The 24,337-nt window shown below is 34.6% G+C and carries 22 protein-coding genes and 2 tRNA genes; 13 read left to right on the top strand and 11 right to left on the bottom strand.

All coding sequences use genetic code 11. The features are described 5' to 3' along the window. Positions 1-51: 51 nt before the first annotated feature. From smc to FHR29_RS12650, 4 genes are all read right to left on the bottom strand, one after another. Positions 52-3,594 (bottom strand): chromosome segregation protein SMC, encoded by a 3,543-nt coding sequence (smc, locus tag FHR29_RS12665; RefSeq protein ID WP_132772886.1) that lies wholly within the window; start codon positions 3,592-3,594, stop codon positions 52-54. 143 nt (positions 3,595-3,737) lie between these two features. After that, positions 3,738-4,439 carry a DsbA family oxidoreductase gene (locus FHR29_RS12660; RefSeq protein WP_183915047.1) on the bottom strand — a complete coding sequence of 234 codons (702 nt, stop codon included), beginning with the start codon at positions 4,437-4,439 and terminating at the stop codon, positions 3,738-3,740. A gap of 53 nt (positions 4,440-4,492) precedes the next feature. Further along, on the bottom strand, positions 4,493-5,125 hold the full coding sequence (locus tag FHR29_RS12655) for a nitroreductase family protein (RefSeq protein ID WP_132843383.1): 633 nt from the start codon (positions 5,123-5,125) through the stop codon (positions 4,493-4,495). Between the two features lies 1 nt (position 5,126). Continuing rightward, positions 5,127-5,738: a TetR/AcrR family transcriptional regulator gene (locus tag FHR29_RS12650; RefSeq protein ID WP_021192297.1), complete on the bottom strand. Its 612-nt coding sequence runs from the start codon at positions 5,736-5,738 to the stop codon at positions 5,127-5,129. A 593-nt stretch (positions 5,739-6,331) separates the two neighbouring features. On the opposite strand from FHR29_RS12650, the gene FHR29_RS12645 reads away from it, so the two are divergent. After that, complete coding sequence (locus tag FHR29_RS12645; protein WP_021192296.1) at positions 6,332-6,565, top strand: hypothetical protein; 234 nt, start codon at positions 6,332-6,334, stop codon at positions 6,563-6,565. Positions 6,566-6,639: 74 nt separating this feature from the next. Here the strand turns inward: FHR29_RS12645 and FHR29_RS12640 are convergent, their stop codons facing one another. Beyond that, the gene (locus FHR29_RS12640) at positions 6,640-7,467 is read right to left on the bottom strand and encodes an alpha/beta fold hydrolase (protein ID WP_183915045.1); all 828 of its coding nucleotides are present in this window, start codon (positions 7,465-7,467) and stop codon (positions 6,640-6,642) included. Between the two features lie 188 nt (positions 7,468-7,655). On the opposite strand from FHR29_RS12640, the gene FHR29_RS12635 reads away from it, so the two are divergent. The 8 genes from FHR29_RS12635 to eno all read left to right on the top strand — a co-directional run bounded on the left by FHR29_RS12635 (position 7,656) and on the right by eno (position 14,176). Continuing rightward, positions 7,656-7,729 (top strand) — tRNA-Arg (locus FHR29_RS12635). 170 nt (positions 7,730-7,899) lie between these two features. Beyond that, a complete protein-coding gene (locus FHR29_RS12630) occupies positions 7,900-8,610 on the top strand; it encodes a hypothetical protein (RefSeq protein WP_132843385.1) in 711 nt (236 codons plus the stop codon). Positions 8,611-9,086: 476 nt separating this feature from the next. After that, a tRNA-Arg gene (locus tag FHR29_RS12625) sits at positions 9,087-9,160 on the top strand. Positions 9,161-9,230: 70 nt separating this feature from the next. Further along, positions 9,231-9,800 (top strand): adenylate kinase, encoded by a 570-nt coding sequence (locus FHR29_RS12620; protein ID WP_132772880.1) that lies wholly within the window; start codon positions 9,231-9,233, stop codon positions 9,798-9,800. 44 nt (positions 9,801-9,844) lie between these two features. Beyond that, the gene (gene obgE / locus FHR29_RS12615) at positions 9,845-10,843 is read left to right on the top strand and encodes a GTPase ObgE (protein WP_132843387.1); all 999 of its coding nucleotides are present in this window, start codon (positions 9,845-9,847) and stop codon (positions 10,841-10,843) included. Positions 10,844-10,955: 112 nt separating this feature from the next. After that, positions 10,956-11,288, top strand: a complete 333-nt coding sequence (locus tag FHR29_RS12610; RefSeq protein ID WP_132843389.1) for a TM2 domain-containing protein — start codon at positions 10,956-10,958, stop codon at positions 11,286-11,288. Positions 11,289-11,568: 280 nt separating this feature from the next. Then, positions 11,569-12,669 carry a glutamine-hydrolyzing carbamoyl-phosphate synthase small subunit gene (carA, locus tag FHR29_RS12605; protein WP_183915043.1) on the top strand — a complete coding sequence of 367 codons (1,101 nt, stop codon included), beginning with the start codon at positions 11,569-11,571 and terminating at the stop codon, positions 12,667-12,669. A gap of 211 nt (positions 12,670-12,880) precedes the next feature. Beyond that, positions 12,881-14,176, top strand: a complete 1,296-nt coding sequence (gene eno, locus FHR29_RS12600; RefSeq protein ID WP_021192290.1) for a phosphopyruvate hydratase — start codon at positions 12,881-12,883, stop codon at positions 14,174-14,176. 110 nt (positions 14,177-14,286) lie between these two features. Here the strand turns inward: eno and FHR29_RS12595 are convergent, their stop codons facing one another. Together FHR29_RS12595 and FHR29_RS12590 are read right to left on the bottom strand one after the other, a co-directional pair. Continuing rightward, on the bottom strand, positions 14,287-15,165 hold the full coding sequence (locus FHR29_RS12595) for a DUF72 domain-containing protein (RefSeq protein ID WP_183915033.1): 879 nt from the start codon (positions 15,163-15,165) through the stop codon (positions 14,287-14,289). Between the two features lie 176 nt (positions 15,166-15,341). Next, complete coding sequence (locus FHR29_RS12590) at positions 15,342-15,977, bottom strand: YceH family protein (RefSeq protein ID WP_132843394.1); 636 nt, start codon at positions 15,975-15,977, stop codon at positions 15,342-15,344. A 128-nt stretch (positions 15,978-16,105) separates the two neighbouring features. Between FHR29_RS12590 and FHR29_RS12585 the strand changes: the two genes are divergently transcribed. From FHR29_RS12585 to FHR29_RS12575, 3 genes are read left to right on the top strand one after another with little or no spacing between them, the layout of a single operon-like run. After that, positions 16,106-17,011, top strand: a complete 906-nt coding sequence (locus tag FHR29_RS12585) for a histone deacetylase (protein ID WP_183915031.1) — start codon at positions 16,106-16,108, stop codon at positions 17,009-17,011. Positions 17,012-17,033: 22 nt separating this feature from the next. After that, positions 17,034-18,089: a nucleoid-associated protein gene (locus FHR29_RS12580; RefSeq protein ID WP_183915029.1), complete on the top strand. Its 1,056-nt coding sequence runs from the start codon at positions 17,034-17,036 to the stop codon at positions 18,087-18,089. Between the two features lie 16 nt (positions 18,090-18,105). Beyond that, positions 18,106-19,176 carry a DUF3810 domain-containing protein gene (locus FHR29_RS12575; protein ID WP_183915027.1) on the top strand — a complete coding sequence of 357 codons (1,071 nt, stop codon included), beginning with the start codon at positions 18,106-18,108 and terminating at the stop codon, positions 19,174-19,176. A 42-nt stretch (positions 19,177-19,218) separates the two neighbouring features. Here FHR29_RS12575 and FHR29_RS12570 read toward each other — a convergent pair whose 3' ends face one another. Beyond that, on the bottom strand, positions 19,219-19,857 hold the full coding sequence (locus tag FHR29_RS12570; RefSeq protein WP_132772865.1) for a hypothetical protein: 639 nt from the start codon (positions 19,855-19,857) through the stop codon (positions 19,219-19,221). 65 nt (positions 19,858-19,922) lie between these two features. After that, positions 19,923-21,032, bottom strand: a complete 1,110-nt coding sequence (gene lpxB / locus FHR29_RS12565) for a lipid-A-disaccharide synthase (RefSeq protein WP_183915025.1) — start codon at positions 21,030-21,032, stop codon at positions 19,923-19,925. Positions 21,033-21,343: 311 nt separating this feature from the next. Between lpxB and FHR29_RS12560 the strand changes: the two genes are divergently transcribed. Then, a complete protein-coding gene (locus tag FHR29_RS12560) occupies positions 21,344-21,649 on the top strand; it encodes a septum formation initiator family protein (protein WP_132772861.1) in 306 nt (101 codons plus the stop codon). Between the two features lie 84 nt (positions 21,650-21,733). Here FHR29_RS12560 and FHR29_RS12555 read toward each other — a convergent pair whose 3' ends face one another. Next, positions 21,734-23,221: an amino acid permease gene (locus FHR29_RS12555; RefSeq protein ID WP_183915023.1), complete on the bottom strand. Its 1,488-nt coding sequence runs from the start codon at positions 23,219-23,221 to the stop codon at positions 21,734-21,736. 361 nt (positions 23,222-23,582) lie between these two features. Continuing rightward, complete coding sequence (locus tag FHR29_RS12550; RefSeq protein WP_183915021.1) at positions 23,583-24,287, bottom strand: hypothetical protein; 705 nt, start codon at positions 24,285-24,287, stop codon at positions 23,583-23,585. Positions 24,288-24,337: the final 50 nt, after the last annotated feature.

Below are 24,337 nucleotides of genomic sequence, written 5' to 3'. Positions count from 1 at the left end.
ACTCCCTTTTTTATAATAGCAAATCTAGTAAATAATAAGATCTGTTATTTCTTAAGCGACATCTCGTAAGTCAACTGCAACAACACGTGAGACACCTTGTTCTACCATGGTAACTCCATAGATGATGTCTGTGCTCGCAATTGTTTTTTTGTTGTGAGAAACCACTATAAATTGTGAGTTCTTAGAAAAATCACGAATGATATTATTGAATTTATCAATGTTAGTATCATCTAATGGTGCATCTACCTCATCAAAAATACAGAATGGTGCAGGCTTCGAAAGATACAGTGAGAATAGAAGTGCTGTTGAGGTGAGTGTTTTCTCTCCTCCTGATAGTTGATTGATCGACAATGGTCTTTTTCCTTTAGGACGCGCAATAATATCAATATCCGAATCTAACGGTTTAGATGGGTCTGTAAGGATTAAATCACAGCTATCTTCTTCGTTAAATAGGGAGCGGAAAACTTTGATGAAATTATCACGAACACTATTGAACGTAAACATAAATTGTACCTCTGCAGTATCATCAATCTCTTTAATGGTTGCCATTAAAGATTCTTTTGCCTCCAATAGATCTGATTTTTCTTTATTGATGAAGTTATAACGTTCATTCATCTCATCGAAAGCCTCTTTGGCCATAAGATTGATTGAACCGTACTCATTCAATTGTTTTTTGAGTTTCGTACACTTGGCGACAAGTACATCTTGATCTTCTGTGATTGTTGGCGTTTCTTCTTGTTCTAATAGATCTTTTAATTCAATATTAAACTCTGCAGAAAGGCGTTCTTTTAAAGTATTAAGATCAATTTGAAGTGCTGTTTTCTTATCTTTTATTTCAGAAATTAGGAGATCATCTTGTTCTTTTGATCGACGGTATTGTATAATTTGCTCTTCTAACTCATTTATTTGTTTACGAACACCATAGTAGCTCTTTTCTAATTCTTCTAAACCTTTTTCCAGTGCATCCTTCTGCGTATACATTTCCACCAGATCTTGGTCTTCTTCATCTACAAATTGGGCTGTATTTTTTAAAGATAACTGTACTTCTTCGAGATCTTTTGTATTACGTTCGATACGAGATTGAAAATCCTCCTGCTGCGTTTCGCGGAATTCGAGATCTTTATTGATGTTTGAAACTTTATTCTGTTGCTGATGGTATCCGAGATTTCCTTGATTGTAACTTGCGGATTTTTCAGTTAAAATCTCTGAAATTTCATTAAATCGGTCCTGAAATTCTTGAAGATCACCTACCTGCTGCTCACGTTCGTTTTTGAAATCTTGAATTTGAGGTTCGACAATCAGTAAATCATTTTCAATAGCTATTATTTTATCTTGAATATCCTTCTTGCGGTTTAGTGCATTAGTAATGAAGGTTTGATATTGTTCTTGTTTTGTTTTGACAGATATCAATTCATTATTTAGACGGTTTAGTTGAAAACGAAGCTCATCAATCATTTCCTTTTGGGAATTAGACTGTAATGCTGCTAAACGTCCGGATTCGTCAGCTATTTGATCCTGTAGCTTATTGATGTTTTCATTAAGAGCTTTGATTTCCTTTGCTAAGATTTCGATGTTTTTAGCGCGTCCGATTCGTTTACCTTCAAATAATCCCACAGAACCACCTGATAGACCTAACCTGTTTTTCGAAAATTTACCATTTTTCTGCAAAATAACAATATCTCCCTCGGGCAATGGTAATTCAAGTTCATGGTCGCGTTCTCGTTGCAAAATATAGACATTTTGTAATAAAACTTCGCAAAGAGGCTTGAATTTGTCATCAACAGTAATAACATTCAAAGCTGGAGTTAAGATATCATCATTAATCGATGAAGATGTCTTTATGGATGGGATGGCATCCAATATGAAGAAATTTGCACGACCACGTGCAGCATCGCTTAAAAGATTAATTGCCTGTACCGCATCTTGCTGTGTTTCCACGACATAGTGATTCATGATCGATTCCAGGTAATTTTCAATAGCTACGCGGTAGTCTTCCTCGCAAAAAAGAACATCTGAAAATAATGGCGGTTGTTTTTTCCAACCTGCATTCTTCTTTAAAAATCGGATTGAATCAGGAAAACCTTCTAAATTATCAATTAAGGATTTAGTTAAGTTATATTCATTCTGTTTCGCATCTGCTAACCTTGACTCTTTATTTAATTCGTCCTTAAGGGTATTTATATTTGCTGTATGATTTTGAATTTGCGATTGCAATTCTTCTTCCATCTGTATGGCGGTCTCATACTGTTGTTGCTGCGTTTCTACACGGCCCTCTAATTCAGCTACAGTAATATTAAATTGATTTAACTCGGCTTCTTTGGATTCAGTATCTGTTACCGTTCGGATGGATTCTTGTAATAAAGCTTCTTTTTGAATATTTAAAACAGCAATATCTTTTTCAAGCTTATAGATATTGTCCTGTAAAGTTGTACTGGCCTTGTTATAGCTGTCTAATTTTCCTTTGGCAGTTTGTTGCTGACCTCTTAGCTCTTCGACTTCAAATTTATCCTTTTCTAGGTTTGTTTGGAAATTATCCAATTGCTGTTGTTCATGAAATAACTCTTCATTTAACCTTTTGATCGTATAAAGAACATGATTGAGTTGTTGATTGTCATTGTTGATTTCAAAATTCAATCTGCTTTCTTTATCCTGAAGATTCTTAAGCTGTTCGTTTTTAACTTTTTTTTCCGACTCGTAATTTCGGATTTTATTAATAAATTCCTGGGTGGCTTTCTGTTGTATGGAAACATTTTTTTCCTGCTCCAGATTGTCTTCTCGGATTTGCTTTAGTGCATTTTCAGCTTTATTAATATGTTCTTGTGCGTCGGTACTCTGCTTGTTTAATTTGGATTCCTGACCTTGGAGACGTTCCAGTTCACTGCTAAAATCGGCAATGCGGTAATAGGCTAAATTGATACTACTCTGGCGGTATTCATCTTTTAAAAGCGTATATTTTTCTGCTTTTTTAGCTTGTCCTTCTAATGATCTTAGATTTTTGGTAATCTCAAACATTAAATCATCTACGCGACTCAAGTCAAGTTCAGTATCTCTTAGCTTATTTAGCGTTTGTTTTTTACGGACTTTATATTTGGATATTCCAGATGCTTCTTCAAATAGATTTCGACGGGAGTTTTCTTTATTATTGATGATTTCATCAATCATTCTCAGTTCGATGATCGAATAAGAATCTGCTCCAACTCCTGTATCTAAAAACAAGTCTGTAATATCTTTTAAGCGACATTTTACATCGTTCAATCGGTATTCACTATCACCGTTTCTAAACAGCTTACGTGTCACAGTGACTGTTGTAAATGCTGTTGGAAGTACGTTTTTATTATTGTCAAAAGTGAGTGAAACTTCTGCCAGGTTTGCCGCTTTACGATTTTTCGTCCCATTAAAAATGATGTTTTCCATTTTTTCTGAACGGAGCATACGTGTACTCTGCTCTCCCAAAACCCAACGTATCGCATCGACGACATTTGATTTGCCACAACCATTTGGGCCCACAATTGCGGTGACGCCTTCATTAAAATTGATTGTAATCTTATCGCCGAAGCTTTTGAATCCTTTTATTTCTAGTTTAGTTAACTGCATTTATACTACAATTTTTCTGCATTAAATAGGAAACGAAATTAAGAAATAAGTTCAACTTATTTGCACGATTTTGGGATTCGGGAGCAGAAGTTTAGCTAACTCTTTGGTTATGTCTGACAATCAAAATTGCTAATAGTAAACTATTAGCAATTTCCGGTTTCACTGTCGCAGCTAGGTCCTTCATTATCATTCATGATAATAACTGTTTTAGCATCTTCATATGCTTGACGGAGTGTCTGTTCAAACATTTCTAAAGGTTGTGCTCCAGCAATACCAAATTTTTGATTAAATACGAAGAATGGAACGCCACGTAAACCTAGATTTACACCTTCTTGAATATCCTGAGTGACTTCGTAAGTAAAACGATCAGAAAGCAGCATTTCTTGGACTTCTTTTTTGTCCATCCCCACTTCCGCAGCAAGGTTTACTAATATATTGGTATCATTAACGTCTACTCCTTCACTGAAATGGGCTTTTAGTAGGCGTTCTTTTAAAATATTACCAAGACCATGCTCTTGTGCAAAATGTATAAGACGATGTCCATTGAGGGTATTGACAATTAGTGATTTTTCGAAATCAAAATCAATCTCTAGAGATTTTCCTATGGACTGAACCTGTTGCATCATACCTAAAGTTTCTTCCTTAGTTAGACCTTTCGCATTTTTAATGTACTCTACTGCGGGAATACCAGCTGCATCTTGTGGGAATTGCGGGTGTAGTTGATAAGATTTCCAAATAATCTCAACTTCATCACGATGAGGAAATGAAGCTAATGCTTGTTCCAATCTTTTTTTACCAATATAACAAAATGGACAAACGATGTCCGACCAAATTTCTATTTTCATAATGTATGTTTAAGAATCGGGAACTCCTAATAATTGAGTTCCCAAAATATGTTTTAGTTGAATTTAATAATGAAATCTTCGTGGCTTGGTCTTACTTTCTTTAAGTTAACTAACCAATCGTTTGCTTCATCGCGGTAACCCAGGGCTAAGATTGTAACCGATTTAAGGCCTAATTTGTCTAACTCAAGTAAGGCATCTAACTGTTGGTTGTTAAAACCCTCCATAGGAGTTGCATCAATTTTTTGTTCTGCCGCCGCGGCTACGGCTAATCCAAAACCAATATAAGCCTGACGTGCCGCATGGTTAAATTGCTGTTCTTGGGACAACGCTGATAATTGTGTATAAAGATTGTTTTTATAATCATCTGCAAATCCTGATGGCAATCCTCTTTCTTCCGCCTGTTGCGCAAATGGTGCTTCTACACGTTCTTTAGTATAGGAATCGTAAGCTGCGAATATTAAAATATGTGAACTGTCTACGATTTGGGATTGACCGTAAGCGATAGGTTGAATTTTTGCTTTCAATTCGCGATTTGATATTTCAATTACTCTATAAGGGTGTAGCCCAGAAGAGGTAGGAGCCAAACGAGCAGCTTCTAAAATGTAATCAACTTTTTCTTGTGCTACTGGAGTGCCATTCATCTTTTTTGTGGCATATCTCCATTTTAAATCTTCTAATAAACTCATGTTATTTATTGTGGTGTTTTAATGATATAATAAATCCCTCAATAGCATCTGTTAAGATAGGGGATACTACTTCTGGATCTGTTGCTGTATTTGATATGAATTCGATGGTAATAATACCATGTAAAATAGACCAAAAGGTTTTGAATTTTAAAAATAGATCAATTTGTTCGACTTGATTCTCTTCAATACATTTGGAAATACAATTTAACATGACATCTGATGCGACTTTCATCTCTTTGATACTGTTCACAACTTCGCATTGGGGAATACCCAAACCGAACATAATTTCATAGTATTTCTTATTTTCGAATGCGAATTTCCAGTAAGATGTCGCTAGATGATACAAGTTCAGGTCTGCGGTTCTGCTTGAATCTACAGCAGATGCAAGTTGTGTTGCCAGCAAAGAAAAACCGACTTTTGTAAAATAGGCTACAATAGCATCTTTGTTTTCAAAATGTTTATAGATAACGGGAACACTATATTCAATGGCATCTGCTATTTTTCTAATGGATAGTGCTTGCCAACCTTCCTCCTGTACAATAAGCCAGGATTGTTCAATTATTTGTAACCTAATTTTTTCTAAATCTCGCAATTTCCGCTCTGATACACCCATCTTTAAAACTTTAGTTAACAGTGTTAGCAAAAGTAACAATGATTTTTTTTAAATTAAATAGCCTGTAAAATTTAGTACATTTTTATGACAGATTATAATTATTCAAGATTATAATTATTCAATCGTAGAGTTTGTCTAAAAAAGCAATTTGTTATTATTAAAATTTGGCTGCAGTACTGGAGGTAATTAGAGGTCATTTTTTTATTTGCTCTTATTTTATAGCTGTTTACAAAATCAAGTAACTCGTTCTTTAGCTAAAATTTTCCGCGTAGCATTTGTTTTTGTCTAAAAAAATTAGTACATTTGAAGTTGATGTAAAATTAATTACTACAAGTTTTTTAATTTTTGTCAGTTTTTAAATATAAATCATTGCTAAAACTTACCGGTTTTACCTTCTCCATACACTATTGATTTTTTTAAAAATTGACCTGATATTTTGATTTATCAATATATTGGTTCTTCTCCACCAGTTAGTTTTCTGATCATTTATATTTTTCAGTAGGCTAGCCATTTCAAGATACGGCATCACAGGTTTTATTCAGACGTCTGGCGGTAGAGTCAGCGTATTATTCAGTCACTTTAAATTATACGAAATGTTAGGATTTATTATGAAATTTTTATTAACGGTTATTGTTTCAACTTGGTTAATTATGCAGGGTACTACGGGTAGCTTCTTGAGCATACCTGTTCTTTTTGCAATATTGGTGTTTGCTTTGTTTATATGGGATTCCATTATTTCTTACCGTAAATCGGAGGAAAGAAAAGAAAACTTACAACATTTGAATGATTTCTTTAAATATAAACAAAGTAAATACCGTGGTTTATAAGAAATGTTTTCTTTTGGTACATCCAATTTAATGCAGTGTTGATTTTTATCCACTGCATTTTTTTATGTCTGTAACTAGAGCGAGTTTAAGAAGGAGTTGACCTCTCCACTGAATTTTTCGGGCTCTTCCAAATTAGGTAAATGACCTGATTCCGTAAATTCAATAAATTTAACGTGGGCAATATTGTCAAGTAAGGTTTTGGTCTGTAGATCTGTGATTAACTTATCTTCTTTCCCTTTGATGACCAATGTGGGCACTGTTATAGTGTTTAACATAGCTGTTGTATCTGTACGGGCCGCTAATGCTAATTGTGTCGCACAAATGTTTTGCAGATCGTTTCGCCGAATGGCACTCTTTATTGTTTCAATCGCTTCTGGGTTTTCAGTTAATGTCTTTTTTGAAAATACTGTTTCAATAAAACCTAATGAAAATGGACGTTTTCCATATTTTAGTAAAGCTTGGATTGAATCAAAACGTTTTTGTTTTGCCATATTGTTATCGGCAAAAGAATGGGTGTCACTTAAAATGAGTCCTTGAAGTGTACTTCCTATTAATTCGTAAGTGCGCAGTGCAATGTAGCCTCCCATCGAAATACCACAAAGTACAACGTTATTTAAATTTAAATGTGTGATGAATTGGATTAAATCCTTTGCAAAAACATCCACACTAAAAAAGCCATGACCTCGCGTGCTGTGTCCGTGTCCTCTAATATCTATTGCTATTCCGATAAATTGTTCGTCTAATTGTTGCATCTGTGCGCGCCACATATTTTTATTGAAAGGGAAACCGTGTAAAAAGATAACTGTTTTTTCAGCTTTATCTGTCTTACTAGGTCTTATCATATATGAAATGCTGATGTCGTCAATACGTATTTTGCTGAGTTTCGTTTCTTTTTTGGACATAAGTACGTCTTTGTGAAAAAAAATATTAAAAAAATAACCTTTGTAAATGTAATACTATCAAGAAGATAATAAAAATATTACTTTTTTTGTCTAAAAAAGTTTAAAAATAGTTTGCAGAATTGAAAAAAGTCCCGATATTTGTATCACCAAACAAAAGGGTATGACTTTAAATAAAAGTCGCTCAAAATGCACTCATGGCTCAATTGGATAGAGCACCTGACTACGGATCAGGAGGTTAGGGGTTCGACTCCCTTTGAGTGCACTACTAGAAAGCTTAGTCCATTACGACTAAGCTTTTTTTGTTCCATTCCAAATTATAAATAGAAGGTTTCATCATATAGTTTAATTGGGGTTAATAGGAATATGACACTCCGTTTAAACTCTTTATTTAACTATCCGCTATTTTTGTTGCTATATTTAAATTTCGCCAAAATGAATTATAAAAGTATTTGTCTCCTTTTTTTACTCTTCACTTTCAAAATAATATCTGCCCAGCAAGCTCATTATCCTGATAAGCCTAATATTCATGGAATGTTATTGATGGGGATGGAGACTATATATGCTGAACATTTACCTATGTTTCATCAGCCACACGACTATCAGATTATTCTGGAGCTTGAATTTTCTAAGGCCGATCTAGAGCAATATCGCACTAGCCGTTTAGCATTTCCTGAAGAATTTGTTTATACGATTGAACCAGAAGTTTTTGTTTTGCCAGAAATGGTTAATCAGACCAAAGTATTTAAGGCAAATGTATATAGAGGTCATTTTGAAAGGGGAGGATTTAAGCTTTTAGATTCGATTTCTCTTAAAATCAAGCAGGTTGTCTATTATAAACAGTTTGATAAAGATAATCCAAGGCCTGTAGATTTGCAGTACATCTTATTCGGAAATATGAAAGAACAATTTCTGAGCCATTTGATCAGTAGAAAACCTGATTTTCATGAGGTTTTGTCTGTTAAGTTATCGGATGTTAAGCAGATGAAAACAGACAAGTCTTATCAGCTGCTCGTTTTGAAGGAAAGGGAGAATCGTGTTCCTTTTTCTTGGAGTAAGTCGAAGGCAATGATTCTGGGAACTAAACGACCGGTTAGTTTTATAAACCACAAACAGCTGTATGTTGAATTTGGTGATTTGGAATAAAGAATATTCCATATTCCTTTTATACGAGTCTTTCTGGTTAAAAGGTTTTTATTTTCTTCTATTTTTAAAATAAGATCTAGTTTATGGGTTGACAGAGGTACAGGTAAAGTATTTCAAATGCAATCAGCATTTTATATAGTAACTGAAAAAATTGCTTTAGAGTTTTGGGAAACTTTTTTTAATTATTTTAAGATAATCCTTTCAAAGATGAAATAACTTGAATACGTATAATGGGTGATTTAGGGATTAAAAATTCTTCTTTGGTGGTTATATATATCGAATTTCGCCGTGTGCGAGCTCTTTATATCTGTTGATTATGATTAAGCATAATTGTATTTGATTGATGATTTTTTATTTTGTTTCATTATCAGTCTATTAGATAAAAATTGAAAAAAAAATTTGGAGGCAGTGCTATTTTGCCTATATTTGCATCACCAAAACGGAAGAACAGCAATGAAGATGACGTAATGGTTGACGCGCTCATGGCTCAATTGGATAGAGCACCTGACTACGGATCAGGAGGTTAGGGGTTCGACTCCCTTTGAGCGCACTATTTGAAAAGCCTAATCAATATAGCGATTAGGCTTTTATTTTTTTACTCTATTACTCTAAATACTACTATGCTAAACCTTGTAATATTTGGCCCTCCGGGGGCAGGAAAGGGAACACAATCGCAGAAGCTTATCGATAAATATCAGTTAGTTCATGTTTCAACAGGTGATATCTTTAGAGCTCATATTCAAAACCAGACAGCTCTAGGTCAACAAGTCAGTCAGATTATTGCTGACGGAAACTTAGTGCCTGATTCGGTTACGATTGCGATGTTGGAAGAGGAGGTGAAGAAAAATCCGGACGCAAAAGGATTTATTTTTGATGGCTTTCCACGTACTGTGGCACAAGCAGAGGCGTTGGACGCATTTTTAACTGGTATTAATTCTTCTATCTCTGTAGTTATAGCTTTAGATGTAAATGAAGATGAATTAAAAACACGCATTGCTAAACGTCAGGAGATTTCTGGCCGTGCGGATGATGCTGCTGATAAATTGGTAAAACGTATTGATGAATATTTTACAAAAACTATTCATGTGTTACCATATTATGAAGCACAAGGTAAATTGTCCAAAGTAAACGGTATTGGTGATATCGATTTTATTTTTGGAGAATTGACTGCTATTATTGACAATTATTAAATAATAAAGCGGAGACGTTTTAATAACAAATATATTTTATTTCTATGGCGCAAGGTTCTAATTTTGTCGATTATGTGAAGGTGTGTTGTCGATCGGGACACGGAGGATCAGGCTCAGCGCACTTACATCGAGATAAAACAACCATGAAGGGTGGACCCGATGGAGGTGATGGTGGTCGTGGAGGTCATATTATCCTTAAAGGGAATACACAATTATGGACTTTATTGCACCTAAAATATAGGAAGCATATCATTGCTTCCAGTGGTGAATCAGGTAGTTCCGCTACAAGTACGGGTGCCTCAGGGAAGGATGAAATTTTAGAGGTTCCTGTAGGAACAGTGGCTAAAGATGCTGAAACGGGAGAGGTTTTATTTGAAATCACTGAGGATGGAGAGATGCAAATTTTAACTCCCGGTGGTAAAGGTGGGTTAGGTAACTGGCACTTTAAATCTTCAACTCAGCAAACGCCACGTTTTGCGCAGCCGGGTCTACCTGGACAAGAGCGTTGGATTATTCTAGAATTGAAAGTATTAGCCGACGTAGGATTGGTTGGTTTTCCAAATGCGGGAAAATCTACATTATTATCTGTTGTTTCAGCGGCGAAACCTGAAATTGCGAACTATCCTTTTACTACCTTAGTTCCTAATCTTGGTATCGTGAGTTATCGTGATGGGAAATCTTTTGTAATGGCAGATATTCCTGGTATTATTGAGGGTGCCTCTAAAGGTAAGGGTTTAGGGTATCGATTCTTAAGGCACATTGAACGAAACTCTGTCTTATTATTTATGGTGCCTGCAGATACGGAGCGCACGATAAAGCAGGAATATGATATTCTATTAAATGAGCTTTCAGTTTATAATCCAGAACTTCGTGATAAACCAAAATTATTGGCGATTACTAAGGCTGATATGTTGGATGATGAATTGGAGAGAGAAATGGAAAAAGAAGTTCCGGAAGGATTACCGTATATCTTTATATCATCTGTTGCAGGAAAAAATATTTTGCAATTGAAGGATATGATCTGGAAAGCAATCAATTTGTAATTGATTATTTTTTGGTAAAAAAGCGATTACATACGATGTAATCGCTTTTTTTATTTTTTAGCTCCTGTATTGAACGGTAGTTTGTAACTTTAGTGTCTAAACTAATTATATTATGAATCAAGCAGCACAAAAATATTGTGTAGAATGCGGAGCTATTATTAATGCGAAGGCAGAAATATGTCCATCATGTGGTGTTCGTCAACCGATGTATTATACCCAGCAATCTAATAATCAAAATAGAGATGAGAGGTGGTTAGCCTGTTTATTACTTTGTATTTTTTTAGGACCGTTTGGTGTTCACCGTTTTTATGTAGGTAAGATCGGTACTGGGATTATTCAATTATTGACCTTTGGCGGATGTGGTATCTGGTATATTATTGATCTTGTTATGATTGTCATTGGAAATTTTCGCGATGCATCGGGCAATGTAATTGAAAGTGATTAATAAACACTTCATTATCTTATTAAGATTGGTGATTTTAACGTTATATTTTGGGAATATCACAATATTATAAAAAAAGTCTTTTTACTTTGATGATTTTGTTATACCTTTGTCTCCTGTGAAAATTGAAGTAAATGCTTTCGCAAATGTTGTAAAAAACGATAATTTCGTTATCGTTGAATCAATTGTTAATTGATTATTTAGCCCATTTAGGGCTTTTTTTATACACCAAAACTTCGATAAAGCAAGGAATTAGGAAAAACAATTTTATATTTAATAAATAATGACCAACTACAGCAAATTGCCTGCAATTTTAGTTTTAGAAGACGGAACGGTTTATCACGGAAAAGCAGCGGGAAAAATTGGAACGACTACTGGCGAAATTTGTTTCAATACCGGAACTACAGGTTACCAAGAGATTTTTACCGATCCCTCATATTTCGGACAAATTATGGTAACAACCAATGCCCATATTGGTAACTATGGAATTGATGAAGATGATACTGAATCTAGTAAGATTCAAATCGCAGGATTAGTTTGTAAAAATTATAATATTAACTATAGTCGCAAAATGGCCGACGAATCTATTCAGAGCTATTTTGAAGAGGGAAATTTAGTTGGTATTTCAGATATTGATACGCGATCTTTGGTGCGTCATATCCGTAATAAAGGTGCAATGAATGCTATTATTTCATCTGAAAACTTAGATGTTGAAGCATTAAAAGCTACTTTAGCTACTGTTCCTTCCATGGATGGACTTGAATTATCATCTCAGGTTTCTACAACAGAACCTTATTTTTATGGTAATGAAGATGCTCCTGTACGTGTGGCAGTATTAGATTTAGGTATTAAAAAGAATATTCTTCGCAATTTCTCTCAAAGAGAAGTGTATGCAAAAGTATTCCCTGCTAAAACTACTTTTGCAGAAATGCAAGAATGGAATCCTGCAGGATATTTCATCTCTAATGGTCCTGGTGATCCATCAGCGATGAGTTACGCAATTCAAACGGTAAAAGATATCTTAGCGGCAGACCAACCGATGTTTGGAATCTGTCTTGGACACCAGATATTGGCTTTGGCAAATGATATCCGTACGAAAAAAATGCACAACGGTCACCGCGGTATCAACCATCCGGTTAAGAATATTATTGCTAACCGTTGTGAGATTACCTCACAGAATCATGGCTTTGGTGTTGTTGCAGAAGATATTGAACAGTCAGAAAAAGTTGAAGTTACGCACATCAATTTAAATGACCAATCGATTGAAGGTATCCGTGTAATTGGAAAAAATGCGTTCTCGGTACAATATCATCCAGAGTCGTCACCTGGTCCACATGATTCACGTTATTTATTTGATGATTTCATTGAGTTGATTAAAAAATAATCGATCAGTATAAAGATAGGGGTTAGCAATTTGCTAACCTCTTTTTTTGCACTTTATATATTCATTCTTGTCATAAAATTGTGGTTTACGTTTTTTAATAAGCTCAATTTTATTTATATTTGATTATTAAATCAGAATATAATTTTTTAGTGTAAAAATTACACTAAGTATTGTATAAAATACTATATAAAAAGTTTAAACCAATATTACAATGAGTTTAATTATTGATGTACATGCGCGTCAGATTTTGGATTCGCGCGGAAATCCTACTATCGAAGTAGATGTAACGACACAAAATGGTTTCGTTGGACGTGCTGCAGTGCCTTCTGGTGCTTCTACAGGTGTTCACGAAGCAGTAGAGTTGCGTGATGGTGATAAATCAAAATACTTAGGTAAAGGTGTTTTGAAAGCAGTAGAAAATGTAAACACTAAAATTGCTGAGGCTTTAGCAGGTGTTGATGTTTTTGAGCAAAATGCAATCGACAAAATCATGATTGATTTGGACGGTACTGAAAATAAAGGAAACTTAGGCGCTAATGCTATTTTAGGTGTTTCTTTAGCTGTTGCAAAAGCTGCTGCCCAAGAGTCTCGTCAACCATTATACCGTTATATTGGTGGTGTTAATGCTAATACATTGCCTATTCCGATGATGAACATCATTAATGGTGGTTCTCACTCTGATGCTCCTATTGCTTTCCAAGAATTTATGATTATGCCAGTAGGCGCTCCTTCATTCTCTGAAGCTTTACGTTGGGGAACGGAAGTATTCCATAACTTGAAAAAGATTTTACATGACCGCGGTCTATCTACTGCAGTAGGTGATGAAGGTGGCTTTGCTCCGACTTTTGATGGTACTGAAGATGCTATTGAAACTGTATTAAAAGCAATTGAAGCAGCTGGTTACAAACCAGGTTCTGATATTTGTCTAGCTTTAGATTGTGCTGCTTCAGAATTTTATGTAAACGGTAAATACGATTATACTAAATTTGAAGGTGATAAAGGTGCTATCCGTACTTCCGAAGAACAAGTTGCTTATTTAGCAGAATTGACTGAAAAATATCCAATTATATCTATCGAAGATGGTATGCAGGAAGATGATTGGTCAGGTTGGAAATTGTTAACAGAAAAAATTGGCGCTACTATTCAATTGGTTGGTGATGATTTATTTGTTACAAATACAAAACGCTTGCAACAAGGTGTGGATACAGATACTGCAAATTCAATCTTAGTAAAAGTTAATCAAATTGGTTCTTTAACTGAAACAATTAATGCTGTTACTTTGGCACAGAATTCAAACTACACTTCGGTTATGTCTCACCGTTCTGGTGAAACTGAAGATTCAACAATCGCTGATTTAGCTGTTGCTTTGAACTGTGGTCAAATTAAAACTGGGTCGGCTTCACGTTCTGATCGTATGGCTAAATACAATCAATTGTTACGCATTGAAGAAGAATTAGGTGCAAATGCTCGTTTTATTGGAAAGAACTTCCGTTTTGCGAAAAAATAATTTGCAATAAATATCAAAAAGAGGCATCCTTTATTTAAGGATGCCTCTTTTTTTACATGATATTCTAAATTAGATTTACAATTTACATCATGCACTGCTAAGTGATAATTTTAAAATAATTTATCACTACCTGGAATATGTAAATCAAGTTTTAATTCCTTGTTCAGCTTTTTGATGAAATAACTTGCTAAAAGTGGTGATTCCAGTTCGATGTTTTGATGAATGAAAAAATATAGTTTCTGTAGACCTGCTTCCCGCCATTGTTTGATGACCATAACCCAGTCGTCCAATCTGGTGTAATCAGACGGATCATTGGCTCCGACATAGCGAATGAATGCCGATGGAGTAGTTAAACGCATATGTAAGAGGTCGCGTCTTCCTGCTGTGTCAACTAAGACATTTGTAATGTCAAATTCCTCAAGTAACTTGTAAAATGCAGTTGCTGTTTCAGCTTTGGAAAACCATTCCTGATTACGAACTTCTACTGCAAGTGGTAGTCCTTTCGGAAATTTAGAGAGAAACTCACGGAGGCGTTCCATATCTTTTGGTTTATAGTTATCATGCATTTGTAAGAAGATCATTCCTAACTTTTCTTCAAAGAGAGCGATGTTATCTGTAAATTCCTTTACTTTTTCATCAGTGTTTAATAGACGGCTATAATGACTTATTGATTGCGGTATTTTAGGGAAAAATTTAAAGTCTGTGGGAGTCTTTTTTTTCCAAGTCTCAACTTGCTCTTTTGATGGTGCATTATAAAAGGTTGCATTGAGCTCAATACTGTTAAACTGGCTACTGTAGTAGGGAAGTTCATCTTTTGTTCCTTTCGGATAAAAGCCCTTTAAGTCCGATTTATTCCACTTAGCACATCCGACATAGATGGCAAATGCTTCCTTGTTTTTATTCTTTTTTAATAATTTTAGCGTATCCGGGGAAGTAGGGGGTAACGTAAAATCTATTTCTTGTGGATTTGATACCTGTCCAAATTTCATGTTGTTCCGTTTTATATTGTTTATAAAAAGTAAAGCGAAGCTGCGGATTTAAATAATGTAAACTGATTTTATTTTTATCTTACATCACATGATCTTTTTTGAAGTTGAGCTTACCATTGTGCGCTCGCGATTCTTAATATATCACATTGAAAGAAGGATAAAATAAGCAGTATATTTTAATGCAGTTCATCCCAAAGTTCTTGAAATTGTTGTTTCAATTGTGCTAATTCTTGTTCTAATGTTTCAATTCTTTTATGAAGGAGTACCGTATTTTCGGATAGGGGATGTATTTGCTCAAATTGTTCCAAATCGATATCACCGAGTAAATGTATATATCGCACTTCCTTATGTCCTGGTTGTTTTTCTAATGCTTTTACAAATCCTTCTGATGCTAATTTTTCAAGATGTTCTGTAATGTCTTCCAAGGCTTCAAAATCATACAGACGACCTGAATTTGAATTTATTTCTCCGGCTGTTAATGGTCCGCGAAGTAGTAGAAGACAGATGATTGCTAGTTCTGATGGAACTAATGGAAATTGTATGGCAAAATTATGTTTATACTTTGTCACACGGCTACCTCCACCTACAACATGCGCGATAAGACCCTTTTTTTTCAGTATGGCTAAGGTATTGATAATGGTCTCATCGGAATATTGTACCACAGGTCTTCGAGCCGTTTTTTGGTTGCAGGCACTTTGGAGACCGTTCAGTGACATCGGGTAATATTCTGGGGTGACCTTTGACTTCTCGATTAAAGAGCCTAATACACGTTGCTCTTCGGCTGATAATTGTGGTTTGGTGCTAAGTTCCATAAATTTAATTAGTTGAAATCAAATATGCTATTTTTTAGAGGGGGAAACAATTATTTTTAAATATTATCCACAATAAAAACCATTAAATATCCTTTTTATTATCTTAGTGAAGTTTTAAATATACAGCTTTGTTAAAGATCGCGTTCCATCCCGAATATATTCATCCTGTACGTGCAGGCCATCGATTTCCGATGGAAAAATATGAATTGATTCCATTACAGCTATTACACGAAGGGGTAGTGAAAGCGGAAAATTTTTTTGAACCTCTACTTGTGTCATTTGAAATTGCTTGTTTAGCGCATGATCCCGACTATGTGCAGACTTTATTTGATTTGACATTAGATCCTAGGATGGTTCGGAGAATTGGTTTTCCGTTAACAGGGAGTCTAGTTGATCGTGAACGTTATCTGGTAGATGGTACGATAAAGTCCGCACTATATGCGCAGCAATATGGTATCTCGTTTAATATTGCAGGTGGAACACATCACGCAGGTTATGATTTTGGAGAGGGCTTTTGTTTATTGAATGATCAAGCCGTGGCCGCTCGTTATTTGCTTAAAAATAAGCTAGCAAAAAAAATTTTAATCATCGACCTCGATGTGCATCAGGGCAACGGAACCGCTCATATATTTCAAGACGACCAAGATGTTTTTACATTTTCGATTCACGGGGATAAAAATTTTCCATTTATCAAAGAAAGTTCTGATTTGGATCTTCCTGTTTCGGATGGTATAACTGATGATGTATATTTGCAGTTGCTTAGCAAGCATCTGCCGAATCTCTTCAGCAAAGTCAAACCAGATTTTGTTTTTTACCAGGCTGGAGTTGATATTCTGGCGACAGATAAATTGGGAAAATTGAAACTTTCTCCAGCAGGCTGTCGATTAAGAGATGAGTTTGTTCTGTTAAATTGTTTGCAATATCAGGTTCCAGTTCAAGTTTGTATGGGGGGAGGCTATTCTTTGCATATAAAAGATATTGTTAATGCACATTGCGAAACATTTAAAATCGCTGTCGATTTATATAATTTTTAAAAATAAGATTTAAATAGGAAATATGTTTTTTCATCAAGATGCAACTTTCGATCAACTTTCTATCCATCGTGTAGGCAACAAGTCACAAGAGGAGTTTTATATATTATCAGAGCAACCTGTTCCACTTGAGAATGACGATGTATTGCCTCCTCTACTTATGCAATATTTTATGAGTCCTTTTGCAAAGGTAAATGAAGTTTATCGCTTGTTTCATCCCAATGGGGAGCTGGCGTTAAATGAAATTTTTCATTTTACAAAGCAATTCTTTAATGAGCAATTAGCTTTTCATGACTATTCTCAGCAGATAGCAAAACACTTATATGAAGTTTGTATGCACCCAAAGATCAAACCCGGCGAGGTGTATGTGGTTTCATTGAAAAATGTACAGATTGAGGGGGATAATTATGATGCTGTCGGAATTTTTAAGTCTGAGAACAAGGAAACCTATCTAAAAGTATATCCGAATCAAGGTGGTTTTCAATTGGATTATGAGGAAGAAGCAATTAATATTAATAAACTGGATAAGGGTGTGATCATAGTCAATGTAGAAGAAGAGGAAGGTTATAAGGTGCTGGTTGTCGATCAAACGAATAAAACAGAGGCAGTTTATTGGAAAGATGATTTTCTAAAGATAAAAATTCGTAATGATGATTTTAATCAGACGGGTAACTATTTGAAAGTTTATAAAAACTTTGTAAATGAGAAATTGGATGATATGTTTGAGTTAGAAAAGGCTGATAAGATTGATCTGCTCAATAAATCATTGAATTACTTTAAAGAAAAAGAGACTTTTGATCAAGAGGAATTTGAGGAGGAAGTAATTGGTAATCCTATTGCAGCAACAATGTTTAATGACTTCCGATCTGGATTTGAAGATGAATTTGATTCTCCTTTTCAAAGCAGTTTTGATATCGCTGACAAAGCGGTTAAAAAAATGGAAGCATCTTATAAGACCGTATTAAAGCTGGATAAAAATTTTCATGTTTATTTGCATGGTAAACGAGAATATATTGAAAAGGGATTTGATGAAGAAAAAGGGATGAATTATTACAAGCTATATTTTGAGAATGAGAGCTAATATCTAAACAACGTTTATGTTAAAGAAACCACTTATCTGTTTTGCAATACTGTGTTTTATTACTGCAATAATCACCATTCTGGAAGGAAATACTTTTTTTGTTGAGCATTATTATTCAAGAATGTGGTATCCTTCTTTTTCATATTTACCACAAGCTCTTTTTGGTTATTTACCTTTTAGTATTGGGGACTTATTTTACTTTTTTGCTGTTTGTTGCCTTTTACTACTAATCGTTAATGTTGTTAAGTACCTATTTAAAAAAAGGTATGTTTATGCAGGTAGATTCCTAGTATATCTTATTAACGTAATTTTGGGCTTATACTTGTTTTTTTACATAAGCTGGGGGATGAACTATTACCGGATACCCATTGTACAAAATATAGGTTTAAGCACAGATAGTCTAAAGTTGGCTGATTATCTTGTTGTCCTGGAAACATGTCTCGATTCGACAAATATTTTGCGGTCCCAAATAAATCCAAAGCAATGGGAACATCAGGATGAAAAGATAAAAAGAGAGATGATAGCATTAGTACAGTCGGATACGACTTTTCAATCTTTTCTTTCAACGACTTTAGTTGGTGCAAAGGGTCCCCTTAATAGTCATTGGGTCTCCTATTTTGGTGTGTCAGGATATTTTAATCCTTTTACACATGAAGCACATGTGAATACAGCAATGCCTGTTTTTTCTAGTCCTTTTACATATGTTCATGAATTGGCTCATCAACAGGGTGTGGGTTTTGAAGACGAAGCAAATTTTATCGCCTATGTGCGATTGAAAAATCATCCAGAGCTTTTTTACCGCTATTCCAGCTATTTACAAACAACATCATATATGCTACAGGAGCTGAGGGGAATAGATGTGGAATTGTTTGCTACTTATAAAAAACGGCTTTCCCAACTTGTAGTAGCTGATCTAAAGGAGGAAGCTACTTTTTGGAACAATTATACTGGCTGGACTAATAAAGTCTTTGGTATCTTCTATAATGGCTATTTGAAGCATAATAATCAAAAGGAGGGTATGGCCCGCTATGATAGAATGACGAGACTTGTCGTAGCTTATGAATTAAAGCTTAAAGGCTGCCTTTAAAATAATTTTAAATAAGAAAAAGCGAGCATTGCTCGCTTTTTCTTATTTAATCGTTATAATCTCAGTCTTGCCATCTGTTCCCGGGCTACCGGAATAGATCTGACCTTGAGGAAGTCCTCTCAAGCCAGCTGGAGCTTGTCTCACGCGATCATAAATAGATCTTAAATCGCTGGTTGCATTGACATTTTTACCACCACCTTCATTTGCAATCTGCAAATAATTAGGTTGTTTTTTATTTTCTCTTTGCGGTACAAGACTATTTTCTGAAAGTGTTAATTTAACATTTCCACCATTTCCATTTGGAAATGTTTTTGTTCCATTAAAGGCATTATCTCCTTTCGCTATAATATACAGCGACCCTAATTTTTGAATATTAGCTTGAATATCAAAATTGGAACCGTTATTTTTTCCATCCGTCCCTGAAATAGAAGCATTATTACCTATAATGGCGTGACCAACATTTAAAATGACATTTTTGTTTGCGTAAAACATCAAGGAAGCTTTATCGCCCATTATCAACGTGTCAATATGCAAATTAATCGTCGAGTCAGAGGATTTGGTATTGTAGACTTTTTTAGCCTTTTTCCCAATTTCTAATTTGCTGATGTGCTCAACATTACTTTGTGCATATGATTGAAATCCCAAAAAAGCAAGGGCAAAAATTGTAATTATTTTTTTCATGGCTATTTGTTTTTTATGTTAAACAACATCTGTTTGACGAATAGCGTTTTTGAAGGTTTAATGCGCTACTTCAAATACTGAACAATTAATTTAGCGGTTTTGTTTGATGCTCCTGGTTCTCCTAGTTTTTGGGCCAATGTTTCATAATTTTCCATTACACTTGCCCGGTATTCTGCTTTATTGATCAATTGATCTAACTCTTGTGCAATATCGTAAGTGGTACAATCGTCTTGAATCAATTCTCTTACAGACAAGAAGTCATTAATTAAATTGACCAGCGAAATGAATTTTACTTTAATGACCTGTTTAGCAATCCATATAGATAGTGCATTGGCTTTATAAACAACGACTTGAGGTACTTTAAGAATTCCAGTCTCCAATGTTGCTGTCCCACTTGTTACGACTGCTGCTTCGGCATGTTTTAATAAATCGTAAGTAGCATTAAATACAATTGGTATATTTTGATCACCAATGTATTGCTGGTAGTATGATTTATCAAAATTTGGTGCTCCTGCAATTACAAATTGATGCATTGGAAAGAGGTAGGTTAAATTTGCCATAACCGGTAATAACTTTTCTATTTCCATTTTACGGCTACCAGGCAGCAATGCGATGATTGGCCGTTCGCTGAGCTGTTGTTCAGTAATGAAATTAGGATTGAATTTGTAAGATGAAATGGCATCTAGTAATGGATTTCCAACATAGTCAACGGGCATTTTCCATTTTTTATAAAAATCGACTTCAAAGGGAAGGATACAGAACATGTGATCGACGACACGTTTAATTTTAATCACACGTTTTTGATTCCATGCCCATACTTTTGGAGAAATATAGTAACATGTTTTTATACCTTTTTTCTTGGCAAAATCTGCGATTTTTAAGTTAAAGCCAGGGAAATCAATTAAAATGACACAATCAGGCTTTTCTTTAATAATATCTTCTTTTACCTTTTTTAGATTTTTTGAAATGGTACCTAAGTTTTTTAATACTTCGACAAAGCCCATAAAGGCCATTTGCGAAGTGTGTATTAGGGCTTTTTGATCAGCAGATTCTTCCATCTGCGTGCCGCCTACGATTTTGAAGGTAGCGTCTGGATCTTCGACTTTTAATGCGTTGATCAAGTTTGCACCATGTAAATCTCCGGAAGATTCGCCTGCTATAAGATAATATTTCATTTGCTCGATTCTATTCAATAATAGGGTTAAACTTAGATAATTTTGCTTAGATCCGCAATATTATTGCGCTTATATAAAAGTAATGATATTGGATTTCTCGTTTTATGGATATAGTATGGGTGATTCATTTTTTGATGATGATTGCGCATTTCTAATGAAGAAAGTTACAAGTTCCTTTTATAATAGATGATTATCACGCAGTTTTTCCATAATTAATGTGTTCATAATTAGACTTTAGCTAATTTTCAGATAAATGTTTTATATTTAATTGAGATTTAGCATGTATAGATCTTAAATATTACTTTTGTACTATGGATAGATTTTTAGCACTTATTCGAAACAAATATTTTTTAGCTGGTATAGCTTTTACTGTTTGGATGTGTTTTTTTGATCGTAATGATTTTGCAACACAATATAGTTACCAGCATCAAAAAAGTAATTTGGAGAGAGAGAAAGCGTTTTACGAGAAAGAAAATGAGAGTATTATAGAAACCATAACAGACATCCGCTCTGATCAACGTGAAGTGCAAAGGATAGCTCGTGAAAAATATAAAATGAAGAAAGAAAATGAGGATGTTTATATTGTAACCGAGGTCGAACCAAAAGAAGAAAATTAAATCCAAGTTTCCTTTCTTTAGGATATTGAATTATTAGAATAACATAAAAAAGGCTGTTTCGATCTCGAAACAGCCTTTTTTATGTTATTCTTCTATCTTATGCTCTGCGGCATATTCTTTTCTTATTTTCGAATGTTTTTTGCTATAAACAAAGTAGATTATTACACCGATCAACATCCAGATACCTAGTCGTTCCCAAGATTCAATAGGTAATGATGCCATCATTAATACACAGACTAAAATACCGAGTATTGGAATAAGCGGTACAAATGGTGTTTTAAATGGACGTTCCAGGTTTGGTTCTGTTTTGCGTAATACAAGTATCCCTATGCACACTAATGTAAATGCAAATAAGGTACCAATACTGACCATGTGGCCTAAATCGGATACGGGCACAAATCCGGCAAAAATACTTACAAATACCATGAAAATTAAATTTGTTTTCCAAGGAGTCTGTCTTTTTGATAGATCTGAAAATATTCGAGGTAATAGACCATCTTTACTCATTGAATAAAATACACGGCTTTGTCCTAAAAGCATGACCAAGATTACAGATGTATATCCAGCGATAATCGTTACGATTAAAGCTGTGTTTAAGAAGGTATAACCTGTTTTTGCAAATGCTGTGGCAACAGGTTTGGCGTCACCTTTAAACTCAGTGTATGGTGCTAATCCAGTCAATACATATGAAAACAATACATATAGTAAGGTACAGATAATCAAAGAACCAATAATACCGATTGGCATTCCTTTTTTAGGATTTTTAGCTTCTTGCGCAGCAGTACTAACGGCATCAAAACCGATAAAAGCAAAAAATACAACTCCAGCCGCTCTCAGGATACCGCTAAAACCAAAATGACCAAAATCATCGCTACCCAGAAAACTCCAGAAGCTTAACTGGCCACTTTTCACCATTTCTTCTCCATGATTGGCAGGTATAAAAGGTGTGTGATTCGCTGGATCTATGAATCCCCAACCCAGTACAATGAAAATTAGAACTACAGCAACTTTTAGAATAACTAAAATGTTATTTACAAAAGAAGATTCTTCTGTACCGCGCATTAAAAGTAGTGATAGTAAACAAACAATGATAATTGCAGGAACATTGACAATACCACCTTCCCAAGGACCATGTAGAAATTGAGTTGGAATTTCGACGCCTAATGTTAAGAGAAGTTGATTGAAGTATTGGGACCAACTAACAGATACCGTAGCTGCTGCCAAAGCATATTCTAACACTAGATCCCATCCAATTATCCACGCCATAAATTCACCCATCGTAGCATATGAATAGGTATAAGCAGATCCAGCAACCGGGATCATCGATGCAAATTCTGCATAACATAAACCTGCAAAACCACAGCCTACAGCCGCAATAATAAAAGAGAGTACTACAGCAGGACCAGCATGGTCGGCCGCCGCTATACCTGTCAGTGAAAATAAGCCTGCACCTATAATGGCACCTACTCCTAATGCAATAAGTCCAGAACTGGAGAGTGTACGTTTTAATGTACCTTGGCCATTTAGCTCTGCTTCTGCGATTAATTTGCTAATCGATTTTTTAAAAAGCATAAATATGTTTTAAGTGGGTTGTTTTTTAATGTTTATTGATTGTCTTTTCAAAGTCAAATATAGTTTATTATATGAAAAAAGAGGAAGTTTTTTTTGTTTCTGTTCTTGATATAATGATAATTAATGTTTATAAAGCTGTTGTAAAGTATTTTTACATAGCCTAACTTATTTAAACTTGTTCAAAATAAAAGAAAGAAATTTTTAAATAAAGTATGGGGAGTTTGAACACAGAATGGTAAAGAATCTGCGCGTTAATGATTCAATGTTCGTATAAAGGCTTTAAAAATGAAAAAGCTTTAAACCTTATATGTGAAATATTTTGGTTTAAAGCTATTTTGAACTTATAATAAAGTTGAATTTACTATTTTCCTTTTTTCGTGTTGTATTTTTTGTAGGCATCTATAATATACAGCTTAACATCTTCTGCTGAGGCTTGCTCAATGAATTTGTAAGTCGGTCTGTATTGCTCTTTGAAAAGTGCCAAATCTGGATTTTTTAGAGGCGTTACGGATTGGATTAAGTCATCTGTGAATTTACGATCGATAGCTCTTTTATGTTGCTCCTCTACTAAAAGTTTGTAGTTTTGACGTGCTCTTTTTCCTTCTTTACTAAATAGTCGAGAAGGAGAGAGACGGATACCGCCACGTTGTTGACCAACATCAGAGTATTTTCCTGCGATTTTTGTTGCATTGATTTCTGCAATTAATCTACTATCTGTCATTCTTTCAATATAGACTTCATTTAGTTCAATTACTGAATTTAATCTATTTAGATAGACTCTTTTAACACCATAATCATAGACAAAAACAGTGTCTTTTTCATATCCGGTAGCCTCTATCGCTAAATAATCATTCAATTGAGCATCAATAATAAAATTGCCTTCTTGATCTGTTTGCACAATTTTATTTGTACGGGTATTTTTGATAGAAACTCCTTCAATTTTTTGACTACTGACCAATTCCATGGCAATTCCTTTTATTTTTTCCTGCGCTTTGAGATTGCTGAAGATACTGGAAATTCCCAGAAGTGTCAATATGCTTAAACTATGTATGAATGCTGTTTTCATTTTTCCTTTTTATATAACCAAAAATACATAAATATAAGTAGTAATGTATT

Source organism: Sphingobacterium sp. JUb56 (assembly GCF_014191365.1).
Lineage (GTDB): Bacteria > Bacteroidota > Bacteroidia > Sphingobacteriales > Sphingobacteriaceae > Sphingobacterium > Sphingobacterium anhuiense.
The sequence above is the reverse complement of the archived record's forward strand: the minus strand, read 5'-3'. Positions and strand labels throughout refer to the sequence as shown.